This is a genomic window from Lentilactobacillus dabitei (genome assembly GCF_019061365.1).
GTDB classification, from domain to species: domain Bacteria; phylum Bacillota; class Bacilli; order Lactobacillales; family Lactobacillaceae; genus Lentilactobacillus; species Lentilactobacillus dabitei.
On sequence record NZ_JAHPPD010000076.1, the window covers coordinates 1 to 13,464 of the forward strand.

9 protein-coding genes are annotated in these 13,464 nt (G+C 45.8%); 2 read left to right on the forward strand and 7 right to left on the reverse strand.

All coding sequences use genetic code 11. The features are described from left to right. Nucleotides 1–200 precede the first annotated feature (200 nt). Genes KTE19_RS10670 through sufC form a run of 7 tightly spaced genes read right to left on the reverse strand, consistent with a single transcriptional unit; the run spans nucleotide 201 to nucleotide 6,994 of the window. Nucleotides 201–1,472, reverse strand: a complete 1,272-nt coding sequence (locus tag KTE19_RS10670; protein ID WP_217342264.1) for an NRAMP family divalent metal transporter — start codon at nucleotides 1,470–1,472, stop codon at nucleotides 201–203. 17 nt (nucleotides 1,473–1,489) lie between these two features. Next, nucleotides 1,490–1,813, reverse strand: coding sequence for a metal-sulfur cluster assembly factor (locus tag KTE19_RS10675; protein WP_056981941.1), 324 nt, complete (start codon nucleotides 1,811–1,813; stop codon nucleotides 1,490–1,492). Between the two features lie 11 nt (nucleotides 1,814–1,824). Next, complete coding sequence (gene sufB, locus KTE19_RS10680) at nucleotides 1,825–3,228, reverse strand: Fe-S cluster assembly protein SufB (RefSeq protein WP_217342265.1); 1,404 nt, start codon at nucleotides 3,226–3,228, stop codon at nucleotides 1,825–1,827. After that, nucleotides 3,221–3,676: a Fe-S cluster assembly sulfur transfer protein SufU gene (gene sufU / locus KTE19_RS10685; RefSeq protein WP_217163785.1), complete on the reverse strand. Its 456-nt coding sequence runs from the start codon at nucleotides 3,674–3,676 to the stop codon at nucleotides 3,221–3,223. The genes sufB and sufU overlap by 8 nt, the downstream gene beginning before the upstream one ends. Then, the gene (locus tag KTE19_RS10690; protein ID WP_217342266.1) at nucleotides 3,663–4,901 is read right to left on the reverse strand and encodes a cysteine desulfurase; all 1,239 of its coding nucleotides are present in this window, start codon (nucleotides 4,899–4,901) and stop codon (nucleotides 3,663–3,665) included. The genes sufU and KTE19_RS10690 overlap by 14 nt, the downstream gene beginning before the upstream one ends. Beyond that, nucleotides 4,882–6,174: a Fe-S cluster assembly protein SufD gene (gene sufD / locus KTE19_RS10695; RefSeq protein WP_217163781.1), complete on the reverse strand. Its 1,293-nt coding sequence runs from the start codon at nucleotides 6,172–6,174 to the stop codon at nucleotides 4,882–4,884. The genes KTE19_RS10690 and sufD overlap by 20 nt, the downstream gene beginning before the upstream one ends. 1 nt (nucleotide 6,175) lies before the next feature. Next, on the reverse strand, nucleotides 6,176–6,994 hold the full coding sequence (gene sufC, locus KTE19_RS10700) for a Fe-S cluster assembly ATPase SufC (RefSeq protein WP_217342267.1): 819 nt from the start codon (nucleotides 6,992–6,994) through the stop codon (nucleotides 6,176–6,178). 365 nt (nucleotides 6,995–7,359) lie between these two features. Here sufC and gltB point away from each other — a divergent pair, with 365 nt between their 5' ends. Beyond that, nucleotides 7,360–11,793 carry a glutamate synthase large subunit gene (gene gltB / locus KTE19_RS10705; protein WP_217342268.1) on the forward strand — a complete coding sequence of 1,478 codons (4,434 nt, stop codon included), beginning with the start codon at nucleotides 7,360–7,362 and terminating at the stop codon, nucleotides 11,791–11,793. 12 nt (nucleotides 11,794–11,805) lie between these two features. Continuing rightward, nucleotides 11,806–13,239 (forward strand): glutamate synthase subunit beta, encoded by a 1,434-nt coding sequence (locus KTE19_RS10710; protein ID WP_217342269.1) that lies wholly within the window; start codon nucleotides 11,806–11,808, stop codon nucleotides 13,237–13,239. Nucleotides 13,240–13,464: the final 225 nt, after the last annotated feature.

Consider the following 13,464-nt stretch of genomic DNA (forward strand, 5'->3'; position numbering starts at 1 on the left):
AATTGACTACTATATTTTGTCACAAGAAAAGCCCCACAATCATTAGACTTACTTGTCTAACAATTGTAGGGCACTTCACAAGGAATGGGTGCCTTTCTTTATTAAACGGTTAAATTAATTTTTTAGTATAAATTTTAAATAAGCAACTGCCACTATAAATTGGGTTTCCACTCCTCAACTTTAACAGTCGCGTAACCAAATTACCACAAGCCAACCGTGGGTCCTACCATGTACACACCAAAAGCCATCACGACTAAACACAAACTCGTAACAGTGTACTTATACCAACCGTGCATCCGGTACTTCTTTGGCAGAGCTTTGGCTTCCAGCATCAGCAAAAGCCCCAACACAATCGGCAGCATTAATGCGTTTAATACTTGGACGAAGACTGCCATTTGAACCATCTCAACATTGGCCAGTACTAAAGCTGCGCCAATCACGTGGGCCAAAATATAAATAATATAAAAGCCGGCACTTTTGCGATCAAATTTTTCGTTTAAGCTATGTTTCCAACCAAGCACTTCGGTGATTCCCCAAGTTCCCGCCAATGCGACAACTAAGGCTGCAACCAAGGCACCACCCATGATGCTGACACCAATCAGGATTTTAGCGGTATCGCTGCCGATAAACGGCCCTAAGGCAGATGCCAAATCACCCACTGAACTTAGTGAGGCATGAGAACCGGTTCGGCCAATCGTCGCAGCAAACACGACCACAAAGAGGATCATGATGCCTTGAGTCAAAAAGGTGCCAATTAACGTATCGTGCTTCGCTTTTTTTATGGCAGCCATATTCAACCTCTTATCAACCACGGCACTCTGCTGATAAAAAATCATCCAAGGCATGATAACCGCCCCAACGTTGGCAGCGACCAAATATATGTAAGATGAATGTTTCCAAGGAATCGTCATCAAGCCATTTGCCATTCCTGACAAATTAGGATGAATAAAGAAGATCGCCCCAATAAAAGCCAACTCAGCCAAGCCAACGAGCACCCCAATTTTTTCGGTTCGCCGATAACTACCGGTAAATGCCACGGCAATCAGCAAAACTGTGGCAATTGGAATCGTGATCCATTTCGAGATGCCAAATAATTCACCAACACCGGCAATGCCGACAAATTCCGTCAGTAAGGCGCCCACCGCCGAAACGGCTAATGTTCCGGCAGAAACCCACGCCCAGAATTTGCCAAAATTCTCCCGGATCAGGGCACCGTGGCCCTTGCCAGTAACAATGCCTAGCCGGACGGTCATTTCTTGGGCCATATATAGAATTGGGATCAGCAATAGTTGTGGTAATACCATCGCATACCCCCACTGAGCACCAGATTGGACCGCAGTAATCAAACAACCGGCATCGGTATCAGCCAGCATCACAATTAGCCCCGGCTTCCAAACTTTAAGCCAACGGCCAACCTTTTCTTTGAGGTCTGTATCAAGGGTTGAATTTGTTACAGTTGTTGCTTCTTTCATAGCGTCACTCCCATCCGTTAGTGAATCCCAAGTTCCAATTTGGCTTCCCGAGACATCTTGTCAATTGACCAAGCTGGCTCCCAAACTAAATTAATCTTGACGTCCTTAACTTCATCGAAGCCCATTAATTCTTCATCAATGGCTTCGTTCAAATAATCGGTCAATGGGCAGCCAGCGATCGTTAAGGTCATCGTGACCGTACATAAGCCCTGATCATCTAATTCAACATTATAAATAAGGCCTAGATTAACAATATCAATCGTTAACTCAGGGTCAACCACGTTTTCCAAAACGGACATTGCCCGGTCTTTAAAAGATCTTTTTTCATCTACTTCACTCATTTTGTGACCTCCTATCCAATTGAGCCTTCCATCTCAAAACTAATCAGCCGGTTTAATTCCACCGCGTATTCCATCGGTAATTCCTTGGTAAAGGGTTCAACGAAACTCATGATGATCATCTCGGTGGCCTTCGCTTCAGAAATTCCCCGGCTCATCAAATAATACAGTTGCTCTTCAGAAATCTTGGAAACTTTTGCTTCGTGTTCCATTGACACATTGTTATTCAAAATTTCGTTATAGGGAATCGTATCACTCGAGGATTTGTCATCCATAATAATCGTGTCACATTCAACGTGGGCAAATGAGCCGTCTGAGTGGCGGCCAAACTTGATCTTGCCCCGATAGTCCACTGCACCGCCATCCTTAGCAATTGATTTGGAAACAACTGATGAAGATGTATTCGGCGCATTGTGAATCATTTGAGCACCAGTATCAGAATCGATATTTTTACCAGCCACCGCAATTGACAGCATCGTGCCCCGAGCACCCTCACCATTTAAATAAACGGATGGGTATTTCATGGTCACTTTGGAGCCTAAGTTCCCGTCAACCCATTCCATAATGGCCCCTTCAAGTGCCTGAGCCCGTTTGGTTTCCAAACTGTAAACGTTGTTTGACCAGTTCTGGATCGTCGTGTAGCGGCAATAAGCGTGAGGCAAAACGTTCACCTCAACCACTGCGGCATGGAGGCTATCACTCTTATAAGTTGGTGCAGTACAGCCCTCAACGTATTCAACATGAGCGCCTTCGTCAACGATAATCAGGGTCCGTTCAAATTGACCTGAATTCTCGGCATTCAATCGGAAGTAGGCCTGAATTGGCGTCGTCAAGGTGACACCCTTTGGCACATAAATAAACGTACCGCCGGACCAAACTGCCGAATTTAAAGCAGCGTATTTATTATTCGTCGGCTTGATTAACTTGCCAAACCATTTCTTGAATAATTCGGGATATTTTTGCAAAGCCGTATCGGTATCCGTAAAGATGATCCCCAGCTTCTCAAACTCTTTGACCATGTTGTGGTAAACCACTTCAGACTCATATTGAGCTGAGGAGCCGGCCAAATACTTTCGTTCGGCTTCTGGTACTCCGAGCCGGTCAAACGTTGTCTTAATCTTATCAGGCACGTCATCCCAATCCCGATACTTCTTATCAGTCGCTTTTTGATAGAACTTCATATTGGCCAAATCCAGTTTCGTCAAATCTGGACCAAATGAAGGTTCTGGCATTTTAAGATAAGCGCGGTAAGCGGCCAGTCGATAATCCAACATCCACTTTGGTTCGTGCCTTTCAGCGGAAATTTGGCGAACAATTTCTTCAGTCAGACCTTTGCCGGTAGAATATACCGGCTTTACGTCATCGTGAAAGCCATATTCGTAATCCGTATCCTTTACAATTTCTGACACATCAGTCATGGGCGGTCGCTCCTTTCTCATCTAGTAATTCATCCAGTGCGTGCCAAGCAAGGGCCGCACACTTTATTCTGGCAGGGAATTCAGCAACCGAACCAACCAAGGCCGCGTCACCCAATTCATCATCATCTTTTTCGCTGACTTTTTCACCTGTAATCAAAGCTGAAAAGGCCATGATCAGTTCCCGCGCCCGTTCCACAGATTTATTCATCAGCACCGTTGTCATTAGGCTGGCAGAAGCTTGGGAAATGGTGCAACCACTGCCTGCAAATTTCAAATCAGCGATCTTATCATCGTCAATCTGAACGGAAACGCTGATCACATCCCCACAAGTTGGGTTGCGCAACTCCATCACCCCGGTTGCATCGGCCAGCTCACCGCGATTTCTAGGATGCTGGGCATGATCCAAAATCACTTCACGATATAGTTGATTTAATTTAGCTAATCCCATCGGCAAAGAACTCCTTTACTGCCGTAACCGCCTGAATAAATTTATCCGCATCAGCTTGGGTATTGTAAAAATAAAAGCTGGCCCGCGCCGTGGCGGTCACGTTCAAATATTCCATTAGTGGTTGGGCACAATGATGACCTGCTCGAACGGCAACGCCTTCCATATCCAAACCGGTTGCCACATCGTGGGGGTGCAAGCCAGCCATGTTAAAGGCCAACACGCCAGTATGCTTGTTAGGATCGTGGGGCCCGTAAACTGTGACCCCATCGACTGCTAAGAGCTTTGGGAGGGTATAGGCAACCAGTTCATGCTCATAAGCGTGAATGTTGTCCATTCCCAAGTTCGTTAAATAATCAATGGCACTTCCCAAAGCAATTGCACCACTAATATTGGGAGTTCCGGCTTCAAACTTCCAAGGTAATTCAGTCCAAGAAGCATCCTGGTGATGCACAAAGTCAATCATTTCACCACCAAATTGAACGGGTGGCATCATTTCTAACAGCGCTTGTTTGCCATAGAACACGCCAATGCCTGTTGGCGCCAGCATTTTATGACCTGAAAAAGCATAAAAGTCAACGTCCAAATCCTGAACATCAATCTTCATGTGCGGAGCAGCCTGAGCGCCATCAGCGATCATATACGCGCCGTGTTGATGGGCAATTTGACCCAATTCCTTAATCGGATTGACCACTCCCATGACGTTGGCAGCTTGGGCAATCGCCACAATCTTGGTCTTATCGGTGATCTGGCGACGGGCACTGTCCATATCCAATTCACCGTCAGCAGTCAAATCGATATATTTTAAAGTTGCGTGTTGCTTTTGAGCAACCTGTTGCCAAGGGACAATGTTACTGTGATGTTCCAACTGAGAGATGACAATTTCATCGCCTTCATTGACCACCAAATTACCGAAACTTGAAGCAACCCAGTTCAAGCCTTCAGTAGTCGAACGGGTGTACACAATTGATTTTCGACTCGCAGCGTTAATAAATTTGGCTACCTTGTCACGGGCCGCTTCATAACTGTCGGTTGCTCGCTCAGCCAGCGTATGGACGCCCCGATGAACGTTGGCATTGTCATTTTGATAATAATTGACAATCGTCCTTAAGACTTGATTAGGCTTCTGGGTAGTTGCCGCGTTGTCTAAATAAACAAGGGGCTCGCCATTAACCTGTTGGTCTAAGATTGGAAAATCTTTTCTTGAATTATTCAGTCCCTTGTCCATTGACTAACTTCCTTTCAATCATTGCCACCATCTGGTCCCTGACTTCTACCATTGGAATGTCTGACAAAACGACGCCTAAAAATCCACGGGCAACTAATCGTTGAGCAACTTCTTTGGTTAAGCCGCGACTCATCAGATAGTACAGCTGATCCTGGTTAATCCGGCCAACACTGGCAGCGTGACCGGCAATCACATCATTTTCGTCAATTAACAAAATTGGGTTGGCATCCCCACGGGCTTTCGGCGATAACATCAATACCCGGTTCTCTTGTTGCGCCTTTGAACCATGGGCACCCTTGATAATTTTACCGATACCATTGAAAACCAATGATGACGCGCCAAGTAAAATGCCTCGCTGAAGAATGTTGCCTTCAGAGTGGGCAGCGTAGTTGGTCACCTGGGTATCGATCCCCTGCGTCTGACGGTCGGTCGAAATCGCAACCGTCTGCATTTCTGTATGAGAACCAATGCCAACTAAATCTGAATCAAAATCGGCGATCGTATTACCATCGTTGAACAGACCAATTGTCCAATCAATTCTGGCATCCTTTTCCAGATAACCACGCCGATTGATGTAAGCATGGGTCTGGGTCGCCAACGAATCCAAAGCAGAAAATTTAACGTAACTGCCATTTTCAGCAATAATTTCCACCATAATATGGGCAGGATTGGCAACTTCACCAACCGTTGCCGATCGTTGAAGAACTTTAAAACGGCTGTTTTCGCCAGCAACGATGACCGTATGGTTAATGAAATTAGTTGCTTGGCGACTATCTTGGAATTGAAGCAGGTTAATCGGATCACTAATTTCGACATCGTGAGGGACATAAAGGAATGCGCCACCGTTGATTAAAGCTGCATCCACCGCAACTAACCGATTTTCATCAAAATGAATCGATTTGGTAAACAAGTATTGTTTGACGAGATCCGGGTGTTCTTGAATGGCGGTCTGCATATCACAGAGGATCACGCCTTTTTTCTTGAGCTTGTCACTTAAGTCTAATTTGGCAACAATTTGGCCAATCGTTGCTAAGTGATAATTTTTGGCTTCTTCGGTGACTTCTTTAGGAACCGAAACATTGATACTGGGATCTGCAGCTAACTTCAATAATGGCCAACTATGGTAGTTAATTTTCGCAAACACCGGCATTTCAAGTGATTCAATTTTTTCCCATGCCCGCCGGCGTATGTCGGTCAGCCATTTGGGCTCGTTGGCGAACGTTGAACTTTTTAACAACGCCGGATTCATATCCAGAACAGCTGATTTTAGCATTCTATCGACCTCCGTTTCCTGCAGGCACATCCTCGTCAACCAGGTCGACATCCAGGCCAAATTCATCTCGTAAGCCGGCATACCCCGTCTTTTCAAGTTCTTGAGCTAATGAGTCGTCTCCGGTCTTCACGATCCGGCCACCCATCATCACGTGCACTTGATCGGGATGAATATAGTTCAATAGGCGTTGGTAGTGGGTAATCATCAAGACCCCAAAGTCAGGACTCTTCATTTCATCAACCCCTTTAGAAACAACTTGCAGGGCATCAATGTCTAGGCCAGAGTCAATTTCGTCAAGGATAGCGAATTTAGGTTTGATAGTCATGAGTTGAAGAATTTCATTCCGCTTCTTCTCACCACCAGAGAAGCCTTCATTCAAATACCGTTCGGCCATATCATCTGACATGTTTAAAATACTCAAGTTTTTATCGAGTTCCTTTAAGAAGGCGCGAACTGAAATGGGATCGTCTTCTGGCCGGGTAGCATTAACCGCTGCCCGCATAAATTCTGAGTTGGTAATCCCCTTAATTTCGGCTGGGTATTGCATTGCCAGAAATAGCCCGGCGCGCGCCCGTTCATCAACCGTTTTGCCGAGCAAGCTGACGCCATCTAAGGTGACATCGCCTTGGGTGACCAAATATTTTGGATTGCCCATAATTGTTTCGGATAATGTTGACTTACCGGTTCCGTTAGGCCCCATGATGGCATGGGTTTCTCCCGTATTCATGGTTAAATTAACGCCCTTGAGAATTTCTTTGGTTGTCTTAGCCTCTTCGTCGGCCACACTGACGTGAAGATCTGTTACTTGTAATGTTGCCATGGTGGGTAATCCCCTTTCATTATGTAAATTGACAAATCAAATTCTCTAACCTGACATTTTGACGAATCGTTCAGTTTATGAGAATCATGTTAAAAATAAAATTATGTTTCATAATAGACTTCTAACCCCGATTAAGCAATAACTGATTTTTTATTCATCACATAGCTCTGTCCATTCATAGCTTTAATAACGGTAATGATAACGTTTTGGTGATCACTCAGACTAATTTCATTTTGAAATAAATTTAAAAAAAGTTGTTGTTTTATCATAAAATTAGAATATTATTAAAACTATATCTGCAGAAATTACATCCAATTTGTTAAGTAGGTGAAGAAACGAGTAAACTAACGAACTCGGAGAAACTGATGTATTCTCCCAAATTTGAACATGCCGCATGTGGGATGGGCTTCATCACTCAAGTCGATGGCCATCCAAGCCATGAGCTTGTTGAAAAAGCCCTCACCATGTTACAAAGAATGAACCACCGTGGCGGAACTGGCGCAGAGCCTGACACCGGTGACGGTGCTGGGATTCTGATGGCAATGCCGGATGCCTTTTTCCGCAGTGAAATGGCAAAGGTCGACCTGACATTACCAAAGGCCGGCGATTATGCCGTTGCCCAACTATTTTTGCCGCACGACGAGCAAGAACGTGACGCAATGCTGAAAGCTGTCACTCATAAAATGGAAGAAGCTGGCTTCACAGTTCTGTGGACCCGGTCCGTGCCATTCGTCTATGAAAGTTGCGGCCCTGCTGCCCAGAAATCAATGCCAGGATTTGCCCAGGTTGTTTTGAAACGGACTTTCGAAGTTAAGCCTGGCCAAGATTTTGAAGACCACTTATATGTTTTGAGACGACAACTCGAAAAAACGTTTGACCGTGAGTCGATGTATATCTGTTCGCTTTCGAGTCGGACGCTCGTCTATAAGGGGATGCTGCACGCTTATCAAGTTGGCTTATTCTTCTCAGATTTACATAATCCAAAAATGAAGAGTGCCATTTGTTTGATCCACTCCCGTTTTTCAACCAACACATTTCCAAGCTGGGATCGTGCCCAGCCATTCCGCTTCCTTGCCCATAACGGTGAAATTAACACCTTGAAGGGTGCCGAAAACTGGATGACCAGCCACGACATCGAAATATATGATGAAGACGATTCAGACTCGGCTAAATTGGAAAACTGTATGGAGTATCTTTATCGTCATGGCCGGACGATTCCCCAATCATTAATGATGATGGTTCCTGAAGCTTGGGGCAAAGGGGCTGACATGCCGAAGAAGCAACGGGCGTTTGACGAATACAACGCTTCATTTACAGCACCTTGGGATGGTCCAGCTGCCCTTTGTTTCACTGATGGGATTCAGGTTGGTGCCTTCCTTGACCGAAATGGGTTACGGCCTTCCCGTTATACCCTGACCAAAGATAACGAGTTAGTCGTTGCCTCAGAGTCCGGTGTCGTTGACGTTGCCCCTCAAGACATCGTTGATAAAGGCATCCTGTCACCGGCCCAAATGCTGCTGGTGGACACTCAGAAGGGTAAGATTTACAAATCCGATGAATTAAAGCACCAATTTTCAGAAGCTCATCCTTACGAACAATGGTTAAACGCCAATCGATTAACCCTAAACAACTTACCAGAAGTTAAATCTGAACCTAAAGTTTCCGGTGATGACTTACAAAAATTATGGCGGCGCAACGGTTATACCCACGAAGTCATCGAAACTGCATTAATTCCAATGGCTAAAAATGGTGGTGAGCCAGTTGTTGCGATGGGTTTTGATTCCCCATTGGCAGTTTTAAGCATTAAATCCGAATCATTGTTTACCTATTTTAAACAGTCCTTTGCACAAGTGACCAACCCACCCATTGATCCATTACGAGAAAAAATTGTGATCAGTACGACCTTATTCTTAGGGCGTGACGATGACGTGACCAAGGACGTTGCTGGCAACTGCCAAAAACTGCGGATCGACAGCCCAATTTTGACTGACCAAGAATATGCCAAGATCAAAAACTTGGATTTACCTGCGTTAAAAGTGACCAAGCTTTCTCTGGCATACGATTTAACGGATACCCCTAACCGATTGGCTCACGTATTGGAACGCTTATTTAAACAGGCTGAAAATGCCATCGATAATGGGTCAACTATCTTAATTCTTTCCGACCGGCCAGTTCATGAACACCAAATGACGATTCCGGTTCTCCTAGCGGTTGCTGGCTTAAATAATTATTTGGTTCGCCAAGGTAAAGGAACCGAGGCTTCTATCGTGGTCGACACAGCTGAAGCGTGTGAAATCCACCACTTTGCCTGCTTGGTTGGTTACGGAGCCATGGCAATTCACCCATACGGTGCCTTTGCAACCTTGGCTGAACGCGGACTTGAAAAACAAATTCCGAGTTATTGTCAGGCTTCGACCAAAGGGATTATCAAGATTATGAGCCGAATGGGGATCTCAACTGTCGCCGGCTACAAAGGGGCTCAATTGTTCGAAGCAGTTGGTCTGGCTGACGAAGTGGTTGACCAGTATTTTACTGGAACCCCAACTCGAATTGCCGGTATTAACTTGAATCAAATTGAAAATGAATATTACGAGAAATATCAATCAGCTTATGACGCCCATTCAATCGACGATTTACCATCTGGTGGCAGCTTCCAATACAAAGTCGATGGTGAATACCATTTGTATAATCCAGAATCAATTTATCAATTCCAAAAAGCCGTTCGTTCGGGCAGTTATGACGAATATCAAAAATACTCGGCTCAAATGAATGCTGAAGCCCGAGAAAATCCAACGACTTTGCGTTCAATGTGGGACATCAAGCAATCCAACAATCACCCAGTGCCATTGAGTGAAGTTGAACCGGTTAGCTCAATCGTTAAACGATTTAAAGCCGGTGCCATGAGCTTTGGCGCACTTTCTCAGGAAGCCCATGAGACCATTGCAATTGCGATGAATAAGATGGGTGCCCGCAGTAACACCGGTGAAGGTGGTGAGGACCGCAGTCGCTTCCACGTTGGTAAGGATGGCCTGGATCGCAACAGTAAGATCAAACAGGTTTCAACCGCACGGTTTGGTGTCAATACAGAATATCTGATGAGTGCCGAAGAAATTCAAATCAAGATGGCGCAAGGTGCTAAGCCGGGTGAAGGTGGTCAACTCCCTGCCGGTAAGGCTTATCCTTGGGTTGCGAACATCAGAGGTTCAATCGCCGGGGTGCAGTTGATTTCGCCGCCACCTCACCATGATATTTACTCGATCGAAGATTTAAAACAGTTGATCTATGATTTGAAAGAAGTCAATCCCTACGCCACTATCAATGTGAAGTTGGTTTCTTCAACTGGTGTCGGCACGATTGCCGCTGGGGTTGTTAAGGCTGGCGCAAACACGGTGGTGATTTCCGGCTACGACGGTGGAACGGGCGCTGCACCACGAAATTCGACTCGTGACTGTGGGTTGCCGTGGGAAATGGGCTTGGCTGATGCGCACCAAACCCTGGCTTTAAACCACTTGCGCCAACGAACTACCTTGGAAGTTGATGGAAAATTATTAACGGGTCGTGATATTGCCGTTGCGATCATGTTGGGAGCCGAAGAATTCAGTTTTGCGACCCTCACAATGGTTGCCATTGGCTGTATCATGATGCGCAAATGTAACCTGAATACCTGTCCAGTTGGAATTACCACCCAGAACCCTGATTTGAGAAAACTTTATGCTGGTAAACCGGAGCACATCATTAACATGATGCACTTCTTGGCAGAAGACCTCAGAGAACAAATGGCTGCCCTGGGCTATCGAACTGTTGATCAAATGGTTGGCCACGGGGAACATTTGCAGCCCCGTTATGTGCCAGCAGGCAAAGCCAAGACTTTGAACTATGACCGAATGATCAATAAGACGATTACGATTGATCGGAAAGTCAAAGATCCATTCAAGCCAAAATACAATTGGCCTGATCTGGATGTCTTTGCCAAAGCCAGCCTTGAAAGCGGTACTTCAACGACGGTTAACCTGCCAATCAATAACACGATGCGGGCGGTTGGAACCCGGATGGGTGGTTGGATTGGTGCCCGCTTTGGCAATAATGGCTTAAAGCCTGGGTTACTTAAATACCATTACAAGGGAACTGCTGGTCAAAGCTTTGGTGCCTTCATTACCCAAGGCATGGAAGTCAAGCTGGTTGGTGAAGCCAACGATTACGTTGGTAAGGGCCTTTCCGGTGGTCGCTTGATTGTTGCTGCTCCAAAGCAAGCCCGCAACCTGTATACTCACTCCCCAATCATCGGCAACGTGGCCTGCTTCGGTGCAACTGGTGGCGAAGCTTACTTTAACGGCCGGGCCGGCGAACGTTTCTGTGTCCGTAACTCTGGTGCCAACGTCGTCGTTGAGGGTATCGGGAACAATGGTTGTGAATACATGACGGGTGGCGTAGCAGTTATCCTTGGCAGAACCGGCCGAAACTTCGCGGCTGGGATGTCCGGCGGGATTGCCTACGTTTATGATTGGAAACACGACTTTGAAAAGAACTGCAACCAAGACTTAGTCGATCTCTACCACGTTGGTGAAAATGGTGATGACAGCATTTTGAAGAAATTAATTCGTCAGCACTACACTTACACGCAATCAGAAACTGCTAAACAGATTCTTGACAATTGGGAAAATGAGAAACAAACCTTTATCAAGGTTTATCCTCGTGATTACCACAAGATGCATGATTTAATCGACAAATTTACCAAGCCGGGCGTTCCAGAAGAGCAAGTCATCGAAAAAGCCTTCTACACGGCAACTGGTCAGGAATAGGAGGAAATAATCATGGCAGATCCCAAAGTTTTTTTGAAATACCCCCGAAAAGACAATCCAATGCGCCCAATTATGCAACGGGTAAAAGACTTTAACGTGATGGAATTAGACCTCGGTGACGGTGACCGGCGTGAACAAGCCGCCCGCTGTATGAACTGTGGCATTCCCTTCTGTCACCACGGTATCTTTTATGGTGGCGGCCGGGCAGTCAGTGGTTGTCCAAACGATAACTTGATTCCCGAATGGAATGATTTGGTTTATCGCAATCGTGACCAAGCGGCATTTGAACGGTTAACGAAGACAAACTTCTTACCAGATATGACTGGTAGAGTGTGCCCTGCACCATGTGAGGCATCTTGTGTCCAAGCCTTAAATGGCCCCGGTATCACGATTCGAAATAACGAAAAATTCATTATCGAACAAGGATTTAAAAATGGTTGGGTCGTTGATTCTGGTAAACCCCTGCACCGAACCGGCAAAAAGATTGCGGTGGTGGGCAGCGGTCCAGCTGGAATTTCCGCAGCTTGGCGCTTAAATCAACTCGGTCACTCCGTTACGATTTTTGAACGCGATGATCGTTTCGGCGGCCTACTCATGTACGGAATTCCTAACATGAAGTTGCCAAAAGAAGTTGTCGAACGCCGGATTCAAACGCTGCGCGATGTCGGCATTGAATTAGTCGCCAACACTGAAGTTGGCACCGATATTTCCGCCGAGGAACTCAAGCAGAATTTTGATCGGGTTATCATTTGTACAGGTGCACGTCAAGCCCGCGATATGGATGTCGATGGTCGTGATCTTAAAGGCATCTATCAAGCGGTTGATTACTTGAAGATCGCAACCCAGTCTGTGATAGAAGACGGTCCAGCCGCAACTACCAAGCTGAAAGGCAAACACGTTGTTGTCATTGGTGGTGGCGATACTGGTAATGATTGTATCGGCACGGTTATCCGTCAGGGATGTGCTGGCATCACTCAGTTGGAAATCACGCCATCTCTACCAACCAAACGGCAAGCAAGTAACCCGTGGCCAGAGTGGCCGATGGTACAAAAGAATGGCTATGGTCAAAAGGAGGCCAGAGCATTATTTGGCGACATTACGACTTACTCGTCAACCGCCACCGCTTTCTTTGGCAATGATGGTCACGTCGAAGAAGCCGAGATTAGTAAAGTGGATCATTTCAAACCAATCGCTGGCAGCAGCAAGAAGATCAAAGCTGATTTAGTCTTATTGGCAATGGGCTTCACCGGTGCTGAACAGTGGTTGTTTGATCAGTTTAACATTACGGAAAAGAACAATAACTTCACCACCAATGACAGCCAAGTATTTGTCGCAGGTGATTGCCGGCGCGGACCCAGCCTTGTAATCTGGGGGATCCACGAAGGTAGAATGTGTGCGGAGAAGGTCAATGATTCTCTGCAGGTGTTGGCAAACACAAAGGTATAAACAGTTAAAGGCCCCCTACCATAAGTCCTAAAACAAGGACTTATGGTAGGGGGCCTTCACATGCAAACGACTATTGCTTGAAGTATTATTCTAAAAGCAAACACTTATCATCAGCTCACAGGCTTATAACTCAAGCTGTTTCTGCGTAAGCACTAAATAACTGGACGTATTCAAAAAGGCATTCGAGCATGTTATTCTTCAGATAACACAATCGAATGCCTTTTT